Annotated in this window: 24 protein-coding genes; 10 read left to right on the forward strand and 14 right to left on the reverse strand. The window is 73.8% G+C overall.

The window, feature by feature from the left end; translation table 11 throughout:
- Nucleotides 1–152 precede the first annotated feature (152 nt).
- The 4 genes from O7612_RS27295 to O7612_RS27310 all read left to right on the forward strand — a co-directional run bounded on the left by O7612_RS27295 (nucleotide 153) and on the right by O7612_RS27310 (nucleotide 4,138).
- Nucleotides 153–1,526 carry a GH1 family beta-glucosidase gene (locus O7612_RS27295; RefSeq protein ID WP_282268607.1) on the forward strand — a complete coding sequence of 458 codons (1,374 nt, stop codon included), beginning with the start codon at nucleotides 153–155 and terminating at the stop codon, nucleotides 1,524–1,526.
- Between the two features lie 19 nt (nucleotides 1,527–1,545).
- A complete protein-coding gene (locus O7612_RS27300) occupies nucleotides 1,546–2,553 on the forward strand; it encodes a LacI family DNA-binding transcriptional regulator (protein WP_282268609.1) in 1,008 nt (335 codons plus the stop codon).
- Nucleotides 2,554–3,068: 515 nt separating this feature from the next.
- The gene (locus O7612_RS27305) at nucleotides 3,069–3,248 is read left to right on the forward strand and encodes a hypothetical protein (protein WP_282268611.1); all 180 of its coding nucleotides are present in this window, start codon (nucleotides 3,069–3,071) and stop codon (nucleotides 3,246–3,248) included.
- The gene (locus O7612_RS27310) at nucleotides 3,242–4,138 is read left to right on the forward strand and encodes a GNAT family N-acetyltransferase (protein ID WP_282268613.1); all 897 of its coding nucleotides are present in this window, start codon (nucleotides 3,242–3,244) and stop codon (nucleotides 4,136–4,138) included. Before O7612_RS27305 ends, O7612_RS27310 begins: the two co-directional genes overlap by 7 nt.
- Before the next feature lie 8 nt (nucleotides 4,139–4,146).
- Here O7612_RS27310 and O7612_RS27315 read toward each other — a convergent pair whose 3' ends face one another.
- On the reverse strand, nucleotides 4,147–4,941 hold the full coding sequence (locus O7612_RS27315; protein WP_282268615.1) for an EI24 domain-containing protein: 795 nt from the start codon (nucleotides 4,939–4,941) through the stop codon (nucleotides 4,147–4,149).
- Nucleotides 4,942–5,025: 84 nt separating this feature from the next.
- Here O7612_RS27315 and O7612_RS27320 point away from each other — a divergent pair, with 84 nt between their 5' ends.
- The gene (locus O7612_RS27320) at nucleotides 5,026–6,018 is read left to right on the forward strand and encodes a YafY family protein (protein ID WP_282268617.1); all 993 of its coding nucleotides are present in this window, start codon (nucleotides 5,026–5,028) and stop codon (nucleotides 6,016–6,018) included.
- A gap of 57 nt (nucleotides 6,019–6,075) precedes the next feature.
- On the opposite strand, the gene O7612_RS27325 is transcribed toward O7612_RS27320, so the two are convergent.
- A complete protein-coding gene (locus O7612_RS27325) occupies nucleotides 6,076–6,993 on the reverse strand; it encodes an SDR family oxidoreductase (protein ID WP_282268619.1) in 918 nt (305 codons plus the stop codon).
- Between the two features lie 76 nt (nucleotides 6,994–7,069).
- Here O7612_RS27325 and O7612_RS27330 point away from each other — a divergent pair, with 76 nt between their 5' ends.
- A complete protein-coding gene (locus O7612_RS27330) occupies nucleotides 7,070–7,747 on the forward strand; it encodes a nucleotidyltransferase domain-containing protein (RefSeq protein ID WP_282268620.1) in 678 nt (225 codons plus the stop codon).
- Nucleotides 7,748–7,842: 95 nt separating this feature from the next.
- Here the strand turns inward: O7612_RS27330 and O7612_RS27335 are convergent, their stop codons facing one another.
- The 8 genes from O7612_RS27335 to O7612_RS27370 form a co-directional block, all read right to left on the reverse strand.
- Nucleotides 7,843–8,730 (reverse strand): alpha/beta hydrolase, encoded by an 888-nt coding sequence (locus O7612_RS27335; protein WP_282268622.1) that lies wholly within the window; start codon nucleotides 8,728–8,730, stop codon nucleotides 7,843–7,845.
- Nucleotides 8,727–9,041 (reverse strand): DUF2516 family protein, encoded by a 315-nt coding sequence (locus O7612_RS27340; protein WP_067311829.1) that lies wholly within the window; start codon nucleotides 9,039–9,041, stop codon nucleotides 8,727–8,729. Before O7612_RS27340 ends, O7612_RS27335 begins: the two co-directional genes overlap by 4 nt.
- Nucleotides 9,042–9,111: 70 nt before the next feature.
- A complete protein-coding gene (locus tag O7612_RS27345) occupies nucleotides 9,112–9,987 on the reverse strand; it encodes a hypothetical protein (protein ID WP_282268627.1) in 876 nt (291 codons plus the stop codon).
- Nucleotides 9,984–10,634 carry a helix-turn-helix domain-containing protein gene (locus O7612_RS27350; RefSeq protein ID WP_282268629.1) on the reverse strand — a complete coding sequence of 217 codons (651 nt, stop codon included), beginning with the start codon at nucleotides 10,632–10,634 and terminating at the stop codon, nucleotides 9,984–9,986. Before O7612_RS27350 ends, O7612_RS27345 begins: the two co-directional genes overlap by 4 nt.
- A 112-nt stretch (nucleotides 10,635–10,746) precedes the next feature.
- Nucleotides 10,747–11,706 (reverse strand): asparaginase, encoded by a 960-nt coding sequence (locus tag O7612_RS27355; RefSeq protein WP_282268631.1) that lies wholly within the window; start codon nucleotides 11,704–11,706, stop codon nucleotides 10,747–10,749.
- Nucleotides 11,707–11,838: 132 nt separating this feature from the next.
- A complete protein-coding gene (locus O7612_RS27360; RefSeq protein WP_282268632.1) occupies nucleotides 11,839–12,666 on the reverse strand; it encodes a 3-keto-5-aminohexanoate cleavage protein in 828 nt (275 codons plus the stop codon).
- A 200-nt stretch (nucleotides 12,667–12,866) separates the two neighbouring features.
- Nucleotides 12,867–13,979: a folate-binding protein gene (locus O7612_RS27365; protein WP_282268634.1), complete on the reverse strand. Its 1,113-nt coding sequence runs from the start codon at nucleotides 13,977–13,979 to the stop codon at nucleotides 12,867–12,869.
- Complete coding sequence (locus O7612_RS27370; protein WP_282274071.1) at nucleotides 13,976–14,380, reverse strand: Fur family transcriptional regulator; 405 nt, start codon at nucleotides 14,378–14,380, stop codon at nucleotides 13,976–13,978. Before O7612_RS27370 ends, O7612_RS27365 begins: the two co-directional genes overlap by 4 nt.
- A gap of 104 nt (nucleotides 14,381–14,484) precedes the next feature.
- Here O7612_RS27370 and O7612_RS27375 point away from each other — a divergent pair, with 104 nt between their 5' ends.
- Nucleotides 14,485–15,327 (forward strand): aminotransferase class IV, encoded by an 843-nt coding sequence (locus O7612_RS27375; RefSeq protein ID WP_282268636.1) that lies wholly within the window; start codon nucleotides 14,485–14,487, stop codon nucleotides 15,325–15,327.
- Between the two features lie 27 nt (nucleotides 15,328–15,354).
- Here the strand turns inward: O7612_RS27375 and O7612_RS27380 are convergent, their stop codons facing one another.
- Both O7612_RS27380 and mtfM read right to left on the reverse strand, forming a co-directional pair.
- Nucleotides 15,355–15,945: an FABP family protein gene (locus O7612_RS27380; RefSeq protein WP_282268638.1), complete on the reverse strand. Its 591-nt coding sequence runs from the start codon at nucleotides 15,943–15,945 to the stop codon at nucleotides 15,355–15,357.
- A gap of 16 nt (nucleotides 15,946–15,961) precedes the next feature.
- The gene (gene mtfM, locus O7612_RS27385) at nucleotides 15,962–16,066 is read right to left on the reverse strand and encodes a small membrane protein MtfM (RefSeq protein WP_067315095.1); all 105 of its coding nucleotides are present in this window, start codon (nucleotides 16,064–16,066) and stop codon (nucleotides 15,962–15,964) included.
- Between the two features lie 23 nt (nucleotides 16,067–16,089).
- On the opposite strand from mtfM, the gene O7612_RS27390 reads away from it, so the two are divergent.
- Genes O7612_RS27390 through O7612_RS27400 form a run of 3 tightly spaced genes read left to right on the forward strand, consistent with a single transcriptional unit; the run spans nucleotide 16,090 to nucleotide 18,944 of the window.
- Complete coding sequence (locus O7612_RS27390; RefSeq protein WP_282268640.1) at nucleotides 16,090–16,452, forward strand: DsrE family protein; 363 nt, start codon at nucleotides 16,090–16,092, stop codon at nucleotides 16,450–16,452.
- Between the two features lie 60 nt (nucleotides 16,453–16,512).
- The gene (locus tag O7612_RS27395) at nucleotides 16,513–16,890 is read left to right on the forward strand and encodes an SCP2 sterol-binding domain-containing protein (protein ID WP_282268642.1); all 378 of its coding nucleotides are present in this window, start codon (nucleotides 16,513–16,515) and stop codon (nucleotides 16,888–16,890) included.
- Nucleotides 16,890–18,944 carry a glycogen debranching N-terminal domain-containing protein gene (locus tag O7612_RS27400; RefSeq protein ID WP_282274072.1) on the forward strand — a complete coding sequence of 685 codons (2,055 nt, stop codon included), beginning with the start codon at nucleotides 16,890–16,892 and terminating at the stop codon, nucleotides 18,942–18,944. The genes O7612_RS27395 and O7612_RS27400 overlap by 1 nt, the downstream gene beginning before the upstream one ends.
- A 318-nt stretch (nucleotides 18,945–19,262) precedes the next feature.
- On the opposite strand, the gene O7612_RS27405 is transcribed toward O7612_RS27400, so the two are convergent.
- Both O7612_RS27405 and O7612_RS27410 read right to left on the reverse strand, forming a co-directional pair.
- Complete coding sequence (locus O7612_RS27405; RefSeq protein ID WP_282274073.1) at nucleotides 19,263–20,159, reverse strand: hypothetical protein; 897 nt, start codon at nucleotides 20,157–20,159, stop codon at nucleotides 19,263–19,265.
- A 384-nt stretch (nucleotides 20,160–20,543) separates the two neighbouring features.
- Nucleotides 20,544–21,035 (reverse strand): winged helix-turn-helix domain-containing protein, encoded by a 492-nt coding sequence (locus tag O7612_RS27410; RefSeq protein ID WP_282268644.1) that lies wholly within the window; start codon nucleotides 21,033–21,035, stop codon nucleotides 20,544–20,546.
- Nucleotides 21,036–21,057: the final 22 nt, after the last annotated feature.

Raw genomic sequence — 21,057 nt, forward strand, 5'->3', positions numbered from 1 at the left:
CCGGCCCGGCACGCTGTCAAGAGAGCGCTCTCTACTGCGGGATGTGCCCCCGCTGGCCGTACGCTGTGCCCGACGCCCCGAGGACCCGGCGGTGCGGCCGTCGCCGCCCGCCTGCCCCGACGGTGACCACCAGCGCGCAAGGAGGAAACCGCGTGAGCGAGCTTCGATTCCCGGAGAACTTCGTGTGGGGCGCGGCGACCGCCGCGTACCAGATCGAGGGGGCGGCCCGCGACGACGGGCGCGGCGAGTCGATCTGGGACACCTTCAGCCGTACGCCGGGCAAGGTGTTCGCCGGGCACACCGGTGACGTCGCCTGCGACCACTACCACCGGTACGCCGACGACGTGGCGCTGATGGCCGAGCTGGGGCTGGCCGCGTACCGGTTCTCGGTGGCCTGGCCCCGGATCAGGCCGGACGGTACCGGCCCGGTCAACCCGCGCGGCCTGGACTTCTACGACCGGCTGACCGACGCGCTGCTCGGCCGGGGCATCGACCCGATCGTCACGCTCTACCACTGGGACCTGCCCCAGACGTTGCAGGACCGGGGGGGCTGGACCAGCCGGGAGACCGCCGAGCACTTCGCCGACTACGCGCTCGCGGTGCACGCCCGGCTCGGCGACCGGGTGCGCACCTGGACCACGCTCAACGAGCCGTGGTGCTCGGCCTACCTGGGGTACGGCAACGGGGTGCACGCTCCCGGTGTGCAGGACGCCGGGGCCGCCTTCCGGGCCGTCCACCATCTGCTGCTGGGGCACGGCCTGGCCGCGCGGGCACTGCGGGCGGCCGGCGCGCGGACGATCGGGATCACCCTCAACCCGGCGGACGTCGCGCCGGCCGACCCGGGCAGCGCCGCCGACGCCGCCGCGGTACGCCTGGTCGACGGCCTCCAGAACCGGATCTTCCTGGACCCGTTGACCGGTGCCGGCTACCCGGCCGACGTGCTCGAACACGTCGCCCGGATGGTGGAGCCCACGTTTGTCCGGGAGGGCGACGAGAAGATCATCGCCGCGCCGCTGGACCTGCTCGGTATCAACTACTACTCCCCCACCTACGTCGCGGGCCGCCCGGACGGGGCCGGCAGCAGCGCCTACCCGGGCACCGAGGGCGCGGTGGAGTTCCTCCCGGCCGCCGGCCCGGTGACCGAGATGGGGTGGCAGATCGAGCCGGCCGGGTTGACCCGGCTGCTGGAGCGGATCGCCACCGACTACCCGGGGCTGCCGCTCATGATCACCGAGAACGGCGGCGCGTTCCCCGACGACACCCGCGACCCGGACCGGGCGGACCGGGTCGACGACACCGACCGGATCGCCTACCTGGACGGGCACCTGCGGGCCGCGCACGAGGCCATCTCCCGCGGGGTGGACCTGCGCGGCTATCTCGTATGGTCGTTGCTGGACAACTTCGAGTGGGCCGAGGGCTATCGGAAGCGGTTCGGGATCGTCCACGTCGACTATCTGGACCAGCGGCGCACCCCGAAGTCGAGCGCCCGGTGGTACCAGGAGGTGATCTCCCGGAACGGGCTGTGACGAGGTGGTGGTAAGGGGTATGACGGCGGCGCAGCGGCCCACCCTGGAGGCGGTCGCCCGGCAGGCCGGCGTGTCCCGGGCGACGGTGTCCCGGGTGGTGAACGGCTCCACCACGGTCGCCGAGCCGATCCAGGAGGCGGTCCGCCGGGCGGTGGCCGAGCTGGGGTACGTGCCCAACCTGGCCGCCCGCAGTCTGGTCACCCAGCGGACCGACTCGATCGCCCTGGTGCTGCCGGAGGTCGCCACCCGGGTCTTCTCCGACGACCAGGTCTTCCCCGGGCTGATCCGGGGTGCGGCGCAGGAGTTGGAGGCGGCCGACAAGCAGCTCGTGCTGATGCTGGCCGGCTCGCCCGCCGGGCACGACCGGGTCACCCGGTACACCACCGGCCGGCACGTCGACGGGGTGCTCTTCGCCTCCCTGCACGGCGAGGATCCGCTCCCCGGGCGGCTCGCCCGGCTGGGGATACCCGTGGTGTGCAGCGGTCGGCCGCTGGACGCCGCCGACGTGCCGTACATCGACGTGGACCACGTCGGCGGGGTCGCCACGGCCACCCGCTACCTGATCGACCACGGTCGCCGCCGGATCGCCACCATCGCCGGCCCGCAGGACATGGTCGCCGGCATCGAACGGCTCGCCGGCTACCGGGACACCGTGCTCGCCGCCGGCCTGCCCCCGATGGTCGAGTACGGCGACTTCACCCGCGAGTCGGGGACCATCGCGATGCGTCGGCTGCTCACCGCGTACCCCGATCTGGACGCGGTCTTCGCCGCCTCCGACCTGATGGCGCACGCCGCCCTGCGGGCGCTGCACGAGGCGGGCCGGCGGGTGCCCGAGGACGTCGCGGTGATCGGTTTCGACGACATCGAAACGGCCGCCTACACCGAGCCGCCGCTGACCACCGTGCGGCAGCCGATCGTCGAACTGGGCCGGAAGATGACCCGGCTGCTGCTGGCCCTCGCCGACGGCGCGGACGTCGAACGGGTCGTGGTGCTGCCGACCGAGCTGGTGGTCCGGCAGTCCGCCTGACCTCACTGGCCCCGCCCTGTTGGCCCCGCCCCCACTGGCCCCGCCCCCCGCAGGTCCCAATCCCTGCTGGCCCCGCCCCCACTGGCCCCCTGCTGGTCTCGACCCCTGCTGGCCCTGCCCACCGGGCGGGTCGGCCTCTCGGGACCGGCTACGCCCGCCTGGCGGGCACCAGCCCACCAGCCAACCCGATCCATTACTCGGAGCAACACCACGGTCGACCTAACCAGACCCTCTCGCCCACTTTGCTCTGCTGCCACGCAGGCGACAGGCACCCAGAGTGACCGATGGGCGTGACAACGGCCCGCACCGCCTGCCCTGAAACAGCAGCTCAATCACGTGTCGCTCTTATGGCAGCAGAGCAAAGGCACCGGAGGTGGCATGACCGGGTGGAGCAAGGATCGCGCAGCGTGATTACCCTCGGTGCCGAGAACTGGCACTACTGAGAGTTAGATTCGAGCGGCCGGGTGAGGAAAAGCTGTGGCAGTCGGCTTCGTCCGACGCCTACCGTCGCGGGCATGGTTGACCCTGCCCCATCGTGTCGCCCCACCACCGTGCCGCCCACCACCGTGCCGCCCACCACCGTGCCGCCCACCATGGTCCTGCCCGTCACCGCGCCGTCCGCCATCGTGCCGTCCACCACGGTGCCGCCCCGCGCCGGGAAGCGGCGGCCGGGCTCGGGATGGCGCGGGTGCTGATCCGTACCGTCCGGCCGGAGGACGCGCCGGGGGTGGTGGCGCTGCGGTCGCTGGTCCACCCGTACCTGGTCCGGGGAGTCGCGTCGACCCGGCAGATGATCGCCCACCCGCCGGCCGGCGAGGACTGGGCAGCCTGGATCGCCGAGGCGGACGGGCAGGTCGTCGGCTGGGTGTCGGCGTACCGGAACGCGCAGACCTCGGAGCCGGACTTCGGGGAGATCTCCACCCTGCACGTGCACCCGGAGCACCGGGGCCGGGGCACCGGGACGGCGCTGCTCGACGCGGCGCTGGCGCACCTGCGCACCCTCCGGATCCGGCGGGTGCGGACCTGGGCGCAGACCGGTTCGCTGCCGTACGCCCGCCGGCACGGGTTCACCCCGAGCCGGGAACTGCGCTACTCGGCGCTCGACCTCCACCCGGCCCCGCCGATGCCGGAACCGCCGCCCGGGGTACGGCTGCTCCCGCTCACCGGGCTCGATCCGTACCAGGTCTATCTCCTCGACCTGGCCTGCGCGCCGGGTGAGCCGGGCGACGTGCCGGTGGACGCGACCAGCTACCCCTACTGGCGCTCGGAGTGCTGGGAGAACCCGGGGCTGGACCGGGTGGCCAGCACGGTCGCCGAGGTCGACGGCGGACTGGTCGCCCTCAGCCTGGTCAAGCGGGACGGCGACCGGATGTGGTCCGACTTCACCGCGACCCGGCCGGAACACCGGGGTCGGGGGCTGGCCCGGCTGACCAAGCAGGCCGCGCTGCACCGGGCCGCCGACCGGGGCGTACGCACGGCCTACACCTCCAACGACGAGGCCAACGCCCCGATGCTGGCGGTCAACGACCGGCTCGGCTACCGACCGGTGGCCTCCGGCTGGTCCTGCCTACGCGACCTGTCCTGACCGGTCGCTCAGCCCTCCTCGATGTGCTGCCCCAACGACCTGCGGGCGAGCAGCGCCGCCCCGGCGACGGCCGCCGGCATCACCAGCACCGCGCCCAGCGGGATCAGGAAACAGAGGAAGACCGCCACGCCGAAGCCCAGCGAGGTCGCCCGGTCCGCCTTCAGCCTGGCCCGCCGGTCCGGTAGCCGCAGCCCTCGGCGGGAGAACGGCGCCCCGACCAGTTCCACGGCGAGCAGCCAACCCCCCACCGCCGCGCCGACCACCGGCACCACCGTCTGCCCGACCACCGGGATGAACCCGGCCACGAAGAGCGGGATGCCGAACAGCACCGAGAGCCCGACCAACCGCAGCGAGTCGACGATGCTACGCCGCAACGACGCGCCGAACGGCACCTCCACCGCGCCGGGGGTGCCGCCGAGCCGGTCCTCCACCCGCTCGGAGATCTTCTCGTAGAACGGATCCCCGATGACCAGGGTGACCGCGGTGAAGCCGACCACGGTCAGCAGCCCGCCCAGCCCCAGGAAGGCCAGTCCGGCGATCACCCGGACCAGGCTGCGCGGGGTGTCCGACCAGTCGTCGGCGAACGGGGTCACCCACGCCGCCAACTCGTCCACGAAGTACACCAGGGTGGCGAACGCGGCGACGAAGAGCACGGCGGACAGCAGTGCCGGCACCACGCCGAGCAGCATCAGCCCCGGGCTGCGGACGTACAGGCCGAGGCCGCGCAACAGCAGGCCGACACCGCCGAAGAAGCGGCGGGCCGCGCCGGTGACCGGCGCGGCGAGGGTACGGGGTCCGTCCACGACCGCAGAGCCTACTGGCCACCGGCCACCGCCGCCCGGCACCCGACGGTGCCGGCCGATGGGCCGGGACGGCAGGATACGGGGGTGCGCGCCGCCCGGTTGATCTCCCTGGTGCTGCTGTTGCAGGCGCGGGAGACGATGACCGCCGCCGAACTCGCCCGCGAGCTGGAGGTCTCCGAGCGGACCGTCTACCGGGACGTGCTGGCGCTCTCCGCCGCCGGGGTGCCGGTCTACGCCGACCGGGGCCGCTCCGGCGGCTACCGGCTGCTCGGCGGCTACCGGACCCGGCTGACCGGGCTGACCCGGGACGAGGCGGAAGCACTCTTCCTCGCCGGGCTGCCCGGCCCCGCCGGTGACCTGGGGCTGGCCGAGGCGGTGGCGTCCGCCGAGCTGAAGGTGCTCGCCGCGCTTCCGCCGAGCCTGCGCGACGCGCCGGCCCGTACCGGGCGGCGGTTCCACCTGGACGTGCCGGGCTGGTTCCGCGACTCCACCCCGCCCCGCTGGCTGTCCGAGCTGGCCCGCGCGGTCTGGCGGGACGGGGTGGTCGAGCTGCGGTACCGGCGCGGCGACCGGGAGGTGACCCGCCGGGTCGAGCCGTACGGGCTGGTGCTCAAGAGCGGCACCTGGTACCTCGTGGGCCGGGTCGACGACGCGATGCGCACCTACCGGGTGGACCGGGTGCTCCACGTCGTCGCCGACCCGGCGACGTTCGTCCGGGACGACGGCTTCGACCTGGGCGGCTACTGGCGGGAGCAGGCCGGGGCCTTCCTGCGGGGCATGCTCGCCGAACGGGTCACCGTGCGGGTCAGCCCCGCCGGTCTGCGCCGGCTCCGCTTCCTCGCCGACACCCCCTTCGCGTACGAGGAGGCGGTGGCCGCCCTCGGCGCACCCGACGGGCAGGGGTGGGTGGTGACCCGGCTGCCCGTCGAGTCCGTCGAGGTGGCGTACGCGCAACTGCTCGGCCTCGGCCCCGAGGTGGAGGTGCTGGAACCAGCGGAACTACGCGCCCGCCTCGTCGACGCGGCGGCCCGCTCGGCGGCCCTCTACGGCATCGGCCCCGACCACACCCCCCGCTGACGGCCGGTCGACCGGGCCGACGTGCCGACGGCGGTGGCCGGTGACATCGGCGATCCGTCAGCGGTAGCCGGTGACATCGGCGGGGCGGTCCGTCTCGACCACCTCGGTGAGGTAGCGGAAGGCATCGGGCCGGCTGCCGTCGAGGTCGGTGAAGCCGTACACCTGAGCCAGCTCACCGGCCGAGACGGACGCCTGGTTCCAGCGGTCCCGGTCGTCGTCGGCGGCCAACGCGGCGACCGCCCGCCCGACGAACGCCGGGGTCTCCGAGATGAGGAAGTGCGGGTCCTGCGCCGCGCCGTCGCGCCACCGTTCCTCGGTCACCCCGAAGTGCTCCAGCATCGCCTCGGAACGGATCCAGCCGGGGGTGAGCGCCACCGCGGTGCACCCGTGCGGCTTCAGCTCGTGCCCCCAGGAGTACGCGAGCCGGGTCACCGACACCTTCGCCAGGTCGTAGAAGACCGACAGCCGGTAGTGCGTGTCGTTGTACACCCGGGTGCCGTCGCCGACCTCGACGACCAGCCCGCCGGGGCGACGGATCAGCAGCGGCAGCGCGAAGTGGCTGGTGACGATGTGGGTGTCCACCGCCAGCCGCAGGGTGCGGAACCCGGCGTCCAACGGCTGTTCCCAGACCGGCTTGTCCCAGGTGATCAGCGGGTCGGCCCCCCACACGTCGTTGACCAGCACGTCGAGCCGGCCCTGTTCGGCGTCGATCCGGGCCACCAGGTCACGCACCTGGTCGGGCACCAGGTGGTCGACCCGTACCGCGATGCCGGTGCCGCCGGCGGCGGTGACCAGCTCGGCGGTCTCCTCGATGGTCTCGGGGCGGTCCAGCTCGGAGCGGCCGGCCCGGCTGCTGCGCCCGGTGGCGTAGACCGTCGCCCCGGCCGCGCCGAGCTGGACCGCGATCTGCCGGCCCGCGCCCCGGGTCGCGCCGGCCACCAGCGCGACCTTTCCTTCCAGCGGTGTCGTCGTCATGACGTCGAGGGTGTCAGCGATACCTGACAGCCGAAGTCCGGTTTCGCGGAGCGGTTCCGTCCGGCATGCTCCGGGCATGCACCTGTTGCTCTCCGGGATCGTCGGCTCGGTCGCCTACGGGCTGGCCGGCCCCGGCTCCGACGTGGACCGGATCGGCGTCTTCGCCGCCCCGACGGTGGACTTCCACGGGCTGCGGCCACCTCGGGAGTCGGTGGTCACCACCCACCCGGATGTCACCCTGCACGAGGCCGGCAAGTACGCCCGGCTGGCGTTGAGCGGCAACCCGACGGCCACCGAGCTGATGTGGCTTCCCGACGACTGCTACGAGACCCGTACCGCCCTCGGCGAACACCTGATCGCCATCCGGTCGGCGTTCCTCAGCGCGCCGCGCGTCCGGGACGCCTACCTCGGGTACGCGAGCCAGCAGTTGCGCAAGCTGGCCACCCGCGACGCGACGGTGGACGGGAGACGCCGCTCGGCGAAGCACGCCCGGCACCTGGCCCGGCTGCTGCACCAGGGGCGCACGCTCTACGCCACCGGTTTCCTGGAGATCCGGCTGGCCGACCCGGGATGGTTCCGGGCGTTCGGCGAGCGGGTCGCGGAGGGTGCGCCGGGCGCGGCGGAGGAACTGGTCGCCGCGGCGGAACGGGACTTCGACCGGCTCCACACCCCGCTGCCCGACCGACCGGACGAGGTCACGGTGGAGCGTTGGCTGCGCGAGGTACGCGCCGCGCACCTGCCGTCGTCGGACTGACCCACGGCAGCCGTGGCCGATGCCCCCCGGTCCGCCAGCTCGACGGGTACGGCGGTCGCCGGGTTCCGGGCCGGGACGCGCGATCCGCACCGGGCCTAGTCGTTGAGGAAGGTCGAGATCCGTTCCCGCAGGTCGGCGCGGTCGGTCCAGGCGAACCCGGGGCGGTCGTACACGTGCAGGGTGGCGGCCGGCAGCGCGGCGGCCAGCTCCGCGGCGATGTGGGTGGGGTGCAGGTCGTCGCCGACGCAGCCGATCACCAACGCCGGAGCGGTGACCCCGGCCAGGGCGGCGACGTCGGGCAGCGGGGACTGCTCCACCAGGTCGGCCAGCCCGGTGGCGAGCCCGTCGCGGAGCAGCTGGTCGAGCCGTTGACGCAGGTGGGACCAGCCGGCCGGGGTGTTGCGCACCGACGGCGGCAACTCCAGGGCGACCACGTCCGCCACCGCCGAGGCGTCACCCCCGGCCACCGCGTCGAGCAGGTCGGTCAGCCGCTGCCGCGCGATCGGGCCGCGCGGCCGGTCGAGGACGGCGGGCAGCAGGAAGACGAGCTTCTCGAACCGGTCCGGGCTCTCGACGAGCAGCCGGCAGAGCGCCCCCGCGCCGAGGCTGGCCCCGAACGCCCGGGTGGCGCCGCTGAGATCCGCCACGGCCCGCAGGTCACGGGCCAGGTCCAGGTAGCTCCACGGGCCGGGGGGCGCGTCGGAGCGGCCGTGCCCCCGGAACTGGAAGAAGACCCGACGGCCGGTGACCGCGCTGCCGAACGGGCGGGTGGTGGCGATGCCGTTGCCGAGCCCGTGGGCGAACACGGTGACCGGGTCACCGACGCCGGTGACCAGCCGTTCCAACTGCACGTCGTGCGGGGTGTCGACCAGCTCGGTCTCCGGCTCCGGCAGGGCCGGTCGCCCGGTACGCGGTGCGCCGGGGCCCGGTCCCCAGCTGCGGGGTCCGCCGTCCGGTGGGGGTGGCCAGCGGAAACCCCTCACCAGAACCCTTTGCCGTCGTGCAGGTCGCGCAGCCCGACCCGGACGTCGAGCAGATAGATCAGACCGGCCGCGATGCCGATCAGCCCGAAGATGCTCAGCGCGCCGAAGCCGAGCAGGGTGAGCAGCAGGCAGACGGCCAGGATGGCGATCCAGCCCCCCTTGGGGAGGGTGCCGATCGCCGCGAAGGCGTCCGATCGCTGGGTGATCGCGTGCACCAGCGAGATGCCCTGCACGACGAGCGCGAAGAAGAGCAGGACGCGGTCGATGATGAAGACGGCGTCGAAGACGAAGATCGGCGCGGCGATGGCCATGCCGGCCAGCATATGCCGACGGCCCCGGAAACGTCCGTCAGGACGCCTCCGGGACCGGTGTCGGCATTGGTCACTCGGCGGTCGGGCGGGTCCGCTTCGTGGCCTTCGGCTTCGCCGTCCCGGTGGCGGCCGCCTTGGTGCTGGCGGCGGCCGGCTTGGCAGCGGCCTTGGCGGCGGCGGCCGGCTTGGTGGCGGCCTTGGCGGCGGCGGCCGGCTTGGTGGCGGCCTTGGCGGTGGCGGCCGGCTTGGTGGCCCGTGGGCGGGTCGTCCCGGCCGGGGCCGGGTGGGCACCGACGGCCTCGGCCACGTCGGCCGGGGTGGGCGGGTGCTCCGCGGTGGCCCCGGTCAGCCCGGTCGGGGTGGGCGTCCGGTCCGGGCCGGTCACCGCCCGCGCCTCGGCCGGAACGGTGGCGTCGGTGGCCTCGATGTCGGCGTTGACGGTCTCGGCGGCCTCCAGCACCCCGGCGCCGACCACCCGCTCACCCCGGGCGATCAACGCGCCGTACGCGGCCAGCGCCCGCTCCTGGGCGGCGTGCGCCCCGGCGAGCACCACGGCGGCGTTGCGGGTGGCCGCACCGCGCAGCTTGTCGAGGTCCAGCTCGGCCCGGAGCTTGTCGAGGTCCAGTTCGGTGCGCAACTTGTCGAGGTTCAGCTCGGTGCGCAACCTGTCCAGGTTCAGCTCGGCCGGGGTGGCGCGGTCGCGCAGGCCGGCGGCGGTCAGGTTGGCGGTACGGAAGGTCTCGGTGGCCTTCTGGCGCAGCTCGACACCGGTGACGACGGCCCGGCCGCCCAGCTCGGTGACGACCTTGGTGCCGTCGGCGACGACCCGGTTGCCCAGCTCGGTCACCACGGTCGGCAGCTTGCGTAGCTGTTGGAACGCCAGCTCACCGGCGCCGGCTGCGGCGTAGACGGGGGCCGGGATGCGGTTGGTCTTCGGCTGGGTCATGACAACTCCTCCTCGGCCGCTGCGGCGGCCCTGCTGTTGCTGGTCGTGGGCGCGGCATCCGTGGTGCGGGTGCCGGCGACGGGTGGGTCGGCCGCCCGGCCCGGCGTGGGTGTGCCGGCCGGTGCGCCGGGGGCGGACGCGCCGCCCGCCTCGGTGACGGAGACCGATTCGAGGACGGCCTCGGTCGGGGTGCCCGCCGGGGTGGTGGGGCCGGTGGCGGCCGGGGTGATGACGCCCGCCGCCTCGGTCGGCTCGGTCGGGGTCGGTTGGTCCGGGGCGGACGGGGCGGCGGTGGCCTCGGCCAGGCGGGTGTTCTCCCGGCGGAAGGTCTCGTAGATCTGGCTGAGCGACTGCTTCTGGGCCATCGTCAGGTCCGGGTCCACCGCGATCGCGGCGAGCACGCCCTGACCCTCCTTGTCGTCGAGCAGCCCCGCCCGCAGGTACATCGCCGGGGTGGAGACCCGCAACGCGCTGGCGAGCTGCTGGAGCACCTCGGCGCTGGGCTTACGCAGACCCCGTTCGATCTGACTGAGGTAAGGGTTGCTGACCCCCGCCTGCTCGGCGAGCTGGCGGAGCGAGATCTTGGCGTTCCGCCGCAGGTCACGGATGAATCCGCCGACGTCGGGTAGATCCTTGGGTGCGGCCATGCCCCCACGGTAGTTCGCCCTGCTAGCTCCAGCAAGCAAAACGCTAGCCAGAGTTAGCAAGGTAACAACGGACCCGGGCGACTCCCTGAATCCGCAGCTCAGCGGTGGAAAATCACCAGACGGGACGGACCGCACCGACCGGCAGGGCACCGCCCGAGAGGGGGATTTCGGCGTACTCGGTGAGAATGGGCGCCTGCACGCCGAGCCGGCGCAGCGCGGAGACCAGCACCGGCATGCGCGCCCGGCCCGCGCCATCGTCGATCTTGAGAGCCACCGCGCCGACGCCGGGCAGCGCCGCGGCGAACACCCCCTCCGCGCCGATCTTGGCCAGCATCCCGGGCACCCCGCGCATCAGCCGGGTGTCGTCCGCCCCGGTGCCACCCACCAGCTCCGGGTACGCCCGCATGGCGTCCGCCACCGCGCTCTCCTCACCACCGCCTCCGGCGGTCACCAGTCGCAGGTAGGCCCGCGCCAGTCCGGTCAGCGAAACCGCCAGCACCGGCGCTCCGCAGCCGTCCACCCCGACCGCCGCCGCCGGCTCCCCGGTGAACTCCTCAATGGTGGCGGTCAGCCGCTGCTGAAGGGGGTGCCCGGGTCGCCAGTACCCGTCCAGCGGCCAGCCGGCCGCGAGGCAGGTCAGCAACATGCCGGCGTGCTTGCCGGAGCAGTTCATCGCCAACCGGCTCGGGCCGCCGCCGGCCCGCAGGACGGCCTCCCGGGCCGCCTCCCCGAACGGCAGGTCCGGTGGGCAACCCAGCGCCGCCGGCTCCAGACCGGCGGACCGCAGCAGGGCCGCCACCCGGGCCAGGTGGAACTCCTCGCCGGCATGGCTGGCCGAGACCACCGCGACGTCGGCGGGATCGGTCAGCGTCAACCCGGCCCGCAGCATCCCCAGCGTCTGCAACGGCTTGCTGGCCGACCGGGGGAAGATCGGCGAGGTGCCGTCCCCCGCACCGGCCACCGGGGCACCGGAACCGTCGAGCACCACCACCGAGCCACGGTGCACGCCCTCCACGAACCCGGACCGGACCACCTCGGCGAGCGCCTCGCCACCCTCGTACGTCTTGGCCACCCTGGCACGGTACCGACGCGGGCCGATCCGCCCGACACCCGGGGCGACCTGGGACGTCAGCCGCCGACGTAGGGAGCGCCGGGCCGGGCGCGGCTTACCGTCAGGCCCAGCGGGCCGGCTCGGCGGTGCGGGCTACCGGCCGAGCAGCCGACGGGCCTCGACGGTGGTCAGCGGGGGACGCTGGGCGAGCTGCGCGAAGGCGGTCGCCCGGGCCACCAGCTGCATGTTCGACTCCACCGGTCGCCCCTTGGCGTACGTCACGGTGTCCTCCATGCCGACCCGCAGGTGGCCGCCGGTGGAGAGCGCGGCCAGCATCACCGGAATGGTGCTGCGGCCGACCCCGGTCGCCGAGAAGGTGGTGCCCGCCGGCAGGTCGCGCAGCATCTGCTGGGCGGCGACCAGGGTGGCGGTCGTGCCCGGCATGCCACCCGGCACACCCATCACGAAGTCGACGTGCACGTGGCCGCCGTGCGGCAGGCCGTACCGGTCGAGCAGGCGGTACAGGGCAGAGAGATGGCCCAGGTCGAAGATCTCGTACTCGGGGAGGATGCCGCGCTCCTGCATCCGGGTGTGCAGGTCGACGATGAACTCCCACCGGTTGAGGAAGACGTCGTCGCCGAAGTTGACAGTGCCCATGGTGCAGGAGGCCATGTCCGGCGCGGCCTCCAGCACAGCCAGCCGGTCGGCCTCCGGATCGGTCACCGCGCCGCCGGAGGAGAGCTGCACGATCAGGTCGGTGGCGTCCCGCAGCGCCGCCACCGTCTCCCGCAGTCGCCCCTGGTCGAGGGTGGGCCGGGCCTGGTCGTCACGGATGTGGACGTGGATCACGGAAGCGCCGAGCGCCTCGCACTCCTTGGCGGTCAGCAGCAACTCGTCGAGGGTCACCGGCAGCGCCGGCACCTCCGCCTTGGCCGACTCCGCGCCGGTCGGGGCAACCGTGATCAACGTCCCTGTCGTCATGCCGGCGATGGTATCCGCCCCGGCCCCCTGCGGTCGATGGCGCAGCGCCAGCACGGCAGGAAGAACCGCACGATGTACGGTTTGACCCCGGAGAAATTCCCGCCCATGGCGTGAATCGTGGGCATCCTTGCTCCGCGATCCCAGGGCCGGAGGCCGACGAGCCCAGGGCCGGAGGCCGACCGGAACACCGGCGGGTAGGGCTACTCCGGGTCGATGGCGGCGGTGGACTCACCCACCGACAGGCGGGCGTCGTCGGCGAGGTTGCGCTTGACCACGGCGAGCGCGACCTGACCCCACTCGAAGTGGTGCACGGCGGTGCCCACGAAACCGACCGTCCGACCGTCCAGGGTGACCGGGGTGCCGGCCGCCGGGAGCTGGTCGGTGGTCACCCCGTCCAGGTGCAGCAGGACGAGCCGACGCGGCGGCCGGCCCAGGTTGTGCACCCGGGCCACCGTCTCCTGCCCCCGGTAGCACCCCTTGTCCAGGTGCACCGCCGGGGCGATCAGACCCGCCTCGGCCGGGATCGTCCGGTGGTCGGTGTCCACCCCGACCCGGGCCCGACGGGCGGCCACCCGCACCGCCTCGTACGCCCACAGCCCGGCCGCCGGCACCCCCTGGTCGCGCAACCCGGCGGCCACCTCGTCGAGGGCCGACCGGGGCACCAGCAGGTCGACCCCGAGCGGCACCCGGCGGGCCCACCCACCACCGGGCAGCGCCCGTACGTCGTAGGAGACGGTGGGTCGGGGGGGCAGCTCGCCGGAGCGGAACTTCGGACCCGGCACCGTGAGCACCTCGGGCGCGGCCAGGTCGGTGACGCCGAGCGTCGCCACCGCGTCGGTGGCCTGCGGCCCGACCAGCGACAACAGCGCGTGGTCGGCGGTGGCGTCACGGGGCTCCACCTGGCTGAAGAACCGCATCTTCTCCAGGTGCGTCAGCAGCCCGGCGGTCATCCCCGGCTCGGTGTCCAGCCAGGTGGTCACGCCGTCCTCGGCGACCATCGCGTGCTGCTCGACGTGCCCGTGCGGGCTGAGCACCAGCAGCTCGGTGCCCTGGCCGGGGCCGAGCGCGGCGAGGTGCTGGCTGGTTAGGGTGTGCAGCCAGCCGATCCGTTCCGGGCCGGTGACGGCGACGACGCCCCGGTGCGAGCGGTCCACCAGACCGACCCCGGTGGCCAGGGTGCGCTGCTCGCGCATCGGGTCACCGTAGTGCGCGGCGACACCCCGCACCCCGGCCGCCCGGTGCTCGGCGTCCGGCTGGTCCCGGCTGGCCTCGTCGATCGCCTCGACGGCCACCGCTCCCGCGATGTCGATCATGTCGGTCCCCCGTCCTCGCAGTTGCCGCAGACGCCGAAGAGCGCCACGTGCCCGATGTCCACCCGGAAGCTCCGTTCCGTGGCGAGCCGGTCGGCCAGCGGGCGCATCAGCTCCGGGTCGATCTCGTCGACCGCGCCGCACTCCCGGCAGACCAGGTGGATGTGCTGGTGCTCACCGGCCGCGTGATAGGTCGGCGAGCCGTGCGACAGGTGGGTGTGGGTCACCAGTCCGAGCCGTTCCAGCAGCTCCAACGTGCGGTAGATGGTGGTGATGTTGACTCCGGCGGCGACCTCCCGGACGGCGGTGTGCACCTGTTCCGGTGTGGCGTGCCCCAGATCGAGCACCGCCTGCAGGACCAGTTGCCGCTGCGCCGTCAGCCGCAACCCACGGGAGCGGAGCATTTCCGCCAGGGAGGATTCGGACACCGTCCGATCATAGTTCGGCCGTCGCCGATCACCGCCGGCCCCGCCGCCCGCGCCGGGGTACGCCGCTAGGCTCGGCGGTCATGGTGGCGTCGAGGATCGCCGTGCTCGGTCGGGGCGTCGTCCCCGCGGCGGAGCCGGTGCTGCGGGGGGACGATCTCGGCGTACTGCACGGCGACGGGCTCTTCGAGACCATGCACCTGCGCGGCGGACGCCCCTGGCTGCGCACCGCCCACCTGGCCCGGCTGCGGGCCGGGGCCGCCGCCCTGGAACTCCCGCTCCCCGCCGACGAGGCGCTGGTGGAGCTGCTGGACAACCTCGCCGCCGGCTGGCCCGCCGGGGTCGAGGGCGCGTTGCGCCTGGTCTGCACCCGGGGGCCGGAGGGCGGCGGGCTGCCCACCGTCTACGCCACCCTGGCCGAGGTGCCGGCCGCCGCGAAGCGCCTGCGCCGCACCGGGGTCACCGTCGCCACCCTGCCCCTCGGGGTGCCGGCCACGGCCCGACCCGCACTGGCCTGGCTGCCGACCGGCGTCAAGTCCATCTCGTACGCCGCCAGCAGCGCCGCCCGCCGCTGGGCCGCCCGCAGCGGCGTGGACGACGTGCTGTGGGTCTCCGCCGACGGCTACGTGCTGGAGGCACCGGCGGCGAACGTCGTCTGGCTGGACGGCGACACGCTCTGCACCGTGCCGGCCGGTGCCACCGGCATCCTGCCCGGCACCACCGGCGGCTGGCTGCTCGACCACGCCGCCGAGGTGGGCCTGGGCCGGGCCGAACGCCTGGTCACCCCGGCCGGGCTGCACGCCGCCGCCGGGGTCTGGCTGACCTCCTCGGTACGCGGCCTGGTCGAGGTCAGGACCCTCGACGGCACCGGCCGCCCGCCGGCCCCGCACACCTCCCGCCTCCAGGAGCTGCTCGGCTTCGGGTGACCGGCGGGCCACCCCGGGCGGCGCGGCTCAGCCGCCGACCCGGACCAGCCGGGCGGACAGGTGCGGGGAGAGGCTGTGACCCATGCCCGCCATCTCCTGCGCGTAGAGCAACGCCCCCTCGACGATGCCGAAGAGCCGGGCGCCCGCCGTCACCTCCTTGGCGGTGGCGGTCCGCACCACCGCGTCGGTGGCGAACTCGATCTGGGTGCCCGTGCGCTTGCCGATGTGCAGCTCCATGATCCCGGTCGGCGTGGTCATCAGGGCCTCCAACTCGTCGGTGACCCGCTCACCGTCCAGCACCGGACGCCACCAGCCCACCTCGCGCCCGGCCGGGCGGACCGGGCGGCTCTCGTCGTCCAGCAGCCAGGCCCGCGACTCGTAGAACAGGAACGGTCGGCCGTCGTGACTGATCCGGATCTCCTGGGCGTAGTCGAAATCCTCGATGGTGGGGAAACCACCCCGGCCCCGCCCGCGCCACACCCCGACGTACGGCAGCAGGCCGTCCAGCGACGGGTGCAGCTTCGGGCCGACCCGCAGGTCGTGGCTCTCCTGGTACGGATACTCCTCGACCGGAGGCGCGTTCAACCACGGCGGCTGAAGGGGATTCTCGTCGCTCACCGGTTCACCTCGGTTGTCACCATTTACCTCTCGACAGGCGTACGGCCAGGTAGACCAGGCCACCGGCGAGCGCGCCCAGGCCGGCGACCAGCAGGCTGACAAACCCGATCTCGGTGACCATCGTGGCCATCCTATGCTGGGTCCATGGGACGCACTCTCGTCGTCAAGGCCACCGCCGGGGCGGACGCCCCGGAGCGGTGCGCGCAGGCGTTCACGGTGGCCGCCACGGCCGTCGCCGCCGGGGTGCCGGTGTCGCTCTGGCTGACCGGTGAGTCCACCTGGTTCGCCGTGCCCGGCCGGGCCGAGCAGTTCACGCTGCCGCACTCCGCGCCCCTGGCCGACCTGCTCGGCGTCGTCCTCGCCAACGGGCAGGTGACCGCCTGCACGCAGTGTGCCGCCCGCCGGGAGATCGGCCCGGACGACGTGCTGCCCGGCGTCCGGATCGCCGGGGCGGCCGTCTTCGTCGAGGAGGCGACGGCCGAGGGAGCCCAGGCCCTGGTCTACTGACCTGTCGGGCATGACGCCGATAACGCCCCTGCTTGGCTGCATTTTTCCTACCATTCTGGGGTGAGTCAGGCGACGGAGGAGTTCTTCGCAGCACTGCCGACGCGCGCCCCGGCCGTCCTGCGCGCCCCCGTCGCCGGAACGCTCCAGATCGATCTCGCCTCCGGCAACCGCACCGAGCACTGGCTGGTGCGGCTCAGCCCCGGCACGGCGACGGTGGAGCGCGACCGGGGTCCGGCCGACGCGGTCTGGAGCAGCAGCGCCGACCTGTTCGAACGGCTGGTCACCGGCCGGGCGCAGGCTGTCTCGGCGGTGCTGCGCAACGAGTCCACGTTCAGCGGGAACGTGATGCTGTTCCTGGTCTTCCGGCGCTTCTTCCCCACCCCGCCCGGGGTGCGGGATCCCCGGGAGACCGCCCGCGAACAGGTCGGGCGGGCATGATGCAACAGCGGGTCAGCATCCTCGACGGCAACACCTTCCTGGTCTGCGACCGCAGCGGCGACGTCGAGCCGTCGTTCGACTTCCCCACCGGGATGTTCTCCTTCGACACCCGGTTCCTCTCCACCTGGCTGCTCACCCTCGACGGGGAGCGCCTGCACCCGCTCTCCGTCGACGACGCGCACTCCTACCAGACCCACTTCTTCCTGGTCCCCGGCGAGCCGACGCACTATCTCGACGCCAAGGTGTCGGTGATCCGCAGCCGGTCGATCGGCGGCAACCTCGTCGAGGAACTCACCGTGCTCAACCACTCCGGCCAGGAGATGCGGTTCAACCTGCGGCTGGAGATGGGATCGGACTTCGCCGACCTCTTCGAGATCAAGCACCAGCGGCCGAAGAAGGGCCGCACCAGCGCCGTGGCGGGGGAGAACACGCTGCGGCTGACCTACCGCCGGGACGCCTTCCACCGGGAGGCCACCGTCACCAGCAGCACCGACGCCCACGTCGACCAGGCCGGGATGACCTGGGCGGCCGTCGTCGGGCCACACGCCGAGTGGAGCACCCGGCTGACCGTGACACCGGTCATCCACGGCGCCCGGGGCGAGGACGTGCGGGCGATCACCGCGTTGGGCGCCGCGCGCGGCCCGGCCGTGATCCGCGACGAGCAGGAGGAACTGGTCGCCCGGGCGCCGCAGCTCGGCTGCGACTGCGAGCCGCTCGCCGGGGCGTACCAGCAGAGCCTGCACGACCTGGCGGCCCTCCGGTACGAGTCGATCACGTTGGGCGTCCGGCTGCTCGCCGCCGGGCTGCCCTGGTTCATGACCCTGTTCGGGCGGGACAGCATGCTCACCTCGTTGCAGGTGCTGCCCTTCCTGCCGGAACTGGTCCCGCCGACGATCATGATGCTGGCCGGGCTCCAGGGCTACCGGCTCGACGACTTCCGCGACGAGGAACCCGGCAAGATCCTGCACGAGCTGCGGTACGGCGAGACCGCCGGTTTCGAGGAGCAGCCCCACTCCCCCTACTACGGCGCGGCCGACTCGACCCCGCTCTTCGTCATCCTGCTCGACGAGTACGAGCGCTGGACCGGCGACGCCGCGCTGGTCAAGCAGCTGGAGACCCCGGTGCGGGCCGCGCTGCACTGGATCGACACCTACGGCGACCTGCTCGGCACCGGCTACGTCTGGTACCGCAGCCGCAACCCGGAGACAGGGCTGGAGAACCAGTGCTGGAAGGACTCCTGGGACGCCATCTCCTACGCCGACGGCCGGCTGCCCGGCTTCCCCCGGGCCACCTGCGAGATCCAGGGGTACGTCTACGACGCCAAACGGCGCGGCGCACGGATGGCCCGGCTGTTCTGGAACGATCCGGAGTACGCCGACCGGCTGGACCGGGAGGCGACTGGACTCAAGGAACGCTTCAACCGGGACTTCTGGATCCCCGAGAAGAACTACTACGCCCTCGCCCTGGACCCGGACGGCCGGCACGTCGACTCGCTCACCTCCAACATCGGCCACCTGCTGTGGAGCGGCATCGTCGACGAGCATCGGGCCGCCGCGGTCGCCGAACACCTGCTCGGCCCCCGGCTCTACTCGGGCTGGGGGGTGCGCACCCTGGCCGTGGGCGAGGGCCGCTACAACCCGATCGGCTACCACGTCGGCACCGTGTGGCCGTTCGACAACGCCTTCATCGCCTGGGGCCTGAGCCGGTACGGCTTCCGCGAGGAGGCCGGGCGGATCTGCGAGACGATGCTCGCCGCCTCCCGCTTCTTCGAGGGCCGGCTACCCGAGGCGTTCGCCGGCTACGAGCGCGACCTCACCGACTATCCGGTGCAGTACCCGACGGCGTGCAGCCCGCAGGCCTGGTCGGCCGGCACCCCCCTGCTGCTGCTCCGGGTGCTCCTCGGCCTCGAACCGCAGGGCGAACACCTGATCATCGACCCGATGGTGCCGGAGGGGATGGGCCGGGTCGAGCTGCTGGACATCCCGGGCCGGTGGGGTCGGGTCGACGCCCTGGGCCGCAGCCGCACCCCCTCCGACGACCGTCGCCGGCTCTGACCCCGACAGTCCCACCCCACCCAGCCCAGCCCCACCCCGCGCCCCGCGCCCCGCGCCCCGCGCCCCGCTAGATCGTGCTCGATCCACGATGTAGTGGCCTCTCGATGGCTTCGAGGCCACTACATCGTGGATCGAGCACGATCTTGGCTGCCCTCAGGTCGCCGCATGAGTCACGGTGGCGGGTTGGCACGCATAGGTGACGGGGTGCAGGCGGGACAGGGTGGAGGCGTTCGGTCAGGCGGGACAGGGTGGAGGCGTTCGGTCAGGCGGGACAGGGTGGAGGCGTTCGGTCAGGCGGGACAGGGTGGAGGCGTTCGGTCAGGCGGGGCAGCCGGTGGAGGCGGAGAGGCGTACCTGTGCGCCGGTGCCGTCGACCAGCACGGTCGCCGGGCCGCTGCGGTAGGCGTACACCTCGGGGAGGTCGACCACCGGGGAGCCGGCGGCCAGCGGGCGGAGGCCGGTCAACGCGACCGGCGCGTCGCCGGCCGAGACGACGACGGTACGGGCCGTGCCGCCCCCGGGGCAGGGGGCGCTCACCGGTTCCGGGGCGGACCGCGCGGAGCGCCCCAGCGCCCGCAACGCCCCGTCCAACATCGATTCGACCGAGGCAGCAGGTACCGCCGGGCCTGACGCCGCAGCCGACGAGGTGGCCGGGGCAGCGGAGGCAGAAGTAGCAGGGGAGGCAGGGGTAGCAGGGGAGGCAGGGGGGACCTTCGAACCGTTCGGGGCGGCCGACGGCCCGGGGTAGCCGTCGCCGACCGGGCGGCAGCCGGTGTCGGCGGTGAACCGGACCCGGCCGCCGCTGGTGACCCGCCCCTGCACGGCGACGAACTCCCCGGCGTCGGCGCGCAGCCGGGGGCCTGACGCACCGGCCCGTACCCCGGCCCGCCAGTCGGCCGGCAACCGGTCGGCGACGCGTTCCAGCAACGCCCGCTCGCCGCCCTCGGCGACCAGCACGTCCAGCCCCCGGTTGAGGATCGCGCCGTCGGCCATCGGGGTGAGCCGGCAACCGCGCTCGACCTCCGGGACGGTCAACACCCAGGCGTCGTCACCGACCGCCGCGACCAGGCGACCGAGCGCCCGGTCCACCACCGGACCGGCCTGGGTGAGGGTGCGCTGCTCGCGCACGGTCGGCGGGTCCTCGCGCGCCGACCACCAGGTCAGCGCGCCCAGCAGCACCGCCCAGGCCACCGTCGCGGCCAGCAGCCAGGGCAGCCGGCGACGCGGCGCGGACGGACCGGTCGGTGGGGCGTACCCCGGGTGGACGGCACCGCTCACCGGCTCATCGTGTCACGGCCGCACCGCCGGCCCGCACCGCACCGGCCGGCACCGACCCGCACCACACCGCGCCGGCCCGCACCACGCCGGCCCGCACCACACCACACCGCGCCGACCCGCACCACACCACGCCGACCCGCACCACACCACGCCGACCCGCACCACACCACGCCGACCCGCACCACACCACGCCGACCCGCACCACACCGCACCGGCCGGCACCGCGCCACACCACGCCGCGCCGGCCCGCACCACGCCGGCCCGCACCGCACCACGCCGGCCCGCACCGCCGGCACCGCGCCGGCCCGCGCCGGCCGCCCGTCAGCCGCACGGCGTGGCGAGGCGGTAGCCGACCCCGCGTACGGTCTGCACCTGGGGGCCGCCGGACACCGCGCGCAACTTGCGCCGCAGCCGCTTGACGGCCGAGTGCAGGATAGCCGCGTCGCCCAGCCAGGCCCCGCCCCAGACCGAGCCGAAGATCCGCTCGTAGCTCCAGACCACCCCCGGGTCGCCGGCCAGCCGGGCCAGCAGCTCCCGCTCCAGCCGGGTCAGCGCCAACGGCTCCCCCCGCCAGGTGACCAGGTGACCGGCCGGGTCGACGACGAGATCGCCGCAGCGCACCGAACCGGGCTGCGTGGCGACGGGCTGCGTGGGAGTGGGCGGCGCGGGGGTGGGGAAGAGGATCGCCCGCAGCTCGGCCAGGTCGGCGCAGATCACCACCGGCCCCAGGTCGTCGAGTCGACGGACCACCCGTTCCCGGACGGAGACGTCGGCGCTGACACAGACCACGAACGGGATGTCGACACCGGTCACACGTCCTCCCCAGGACCGCACC

It is taken from the genome of Micromonospora sp. WMMD987, from assembly GCF_029581435.1.
GTDB lineage: Bacteria > Actinomycetota > Actinomycetes > Mycobacteriales > Micromonosporaceae > Micromonospora > Micromonospora rifamycinica.

Bases quoted from the DNA above. Each gene is read 5' to 3' on its own strand.
- O7612_RS27300 (WP_282268609.1), top strand. From the start codon at position 1,546: ATGACGGCGGCGCAGCGGCCCACCCTGGAGGCGGTCGCCCGGCAGGCC.
- O7612_RS27305 (WP_282268611.1), top strand. From the start codon at position 3,069: ATGGTTGACCCTGCCCCATCGTGTCGCCCCACCACCGTGCCGCCCACC.
- O7612_RS27325 (WP_282268619.1), bottom strand. From the start codon at position 6,993: ATGACGACGACACCGCTGGAAGGAAAGGTCGCGCTGGTGGCCGGCGCG.
- O7612_RS27330 (WP_282268620.1), top strand. From the start codon at position 7,070: ATGCACCTGTTGCTCTCCGGGATCGTCGGCTCGGTCGCCTACGGGCTG.
- O7612_RS27340 (WP_067311829.1), bottom strand. From the start codon at position 9,041: ATGGCCATCGCCGCGCCGATCTTCGTCTTCGACGCCGTCTTCATCATC.
- O7612_RS27345 (WP_282268627.1), bottom strand. From the start codon at position 9,987: ATGACCCAGCCGAAGACCAACCGCATCCCGGCCCCCGTCTACGCCGCA.
- O7612_RS27350 (WP_282268629.1), bottom strand. From the start codon at position 10,634: ATGGCCGCACCCAAGGATCTACCCGACGTCGGCGGATTCATCCGTGAC.
- O7612_RS27360 (WP_282268632.1), bottom strand. From the start codon at position 12,666: ATGACGACAGGGACGTTGATCACGGTTGCCCCGACCGGCGCGGAGTCG.
- O7612_RS27365 (WP_282268634.1), bottom strand. From the start codon at position 13,979: ATGATCGACATCGCGGGAGCGGTGGCCGTCGAGGCGATCGACGAGGCC.
- O7612_RS27370 (WP_282274071.1), bottom strand. From the start codon at position 14,380: ATGCTCCGCTCCCGTGGGTTGCGGCTGACGGCGCAGCGGCAACTGGTC.
- O7612_RS27375 (WP_282268636.1), top strand. From the start codon at position 14,485: ATGGTGGCGTCGAGGATCGCCGTGCTCGGTCGGGGCGTCGTCCCCGCG.
- mtfM (WP_067315095.1), bottom strand. From the start codon at position 16,066: ATGGTCACCGAGATCGGGTTTGTCAGCCTGCTGGTCGCCGGCCTGGGC.
- O7612_RS27390 (WP_282268640.1), top strand. From the start codon at position 16,090: ATGGGACGCACTCTCGTCGTCAAGGCCACCGCCGGGGCGGACGCCCCG.
- O7612_RS27400 (WP_282274072.1), top strand. From the start codon at position 16,890: ATGCAACAGCGGGTCAGCATCCTCGACGGCAACACCTTCCTGGTCTGC.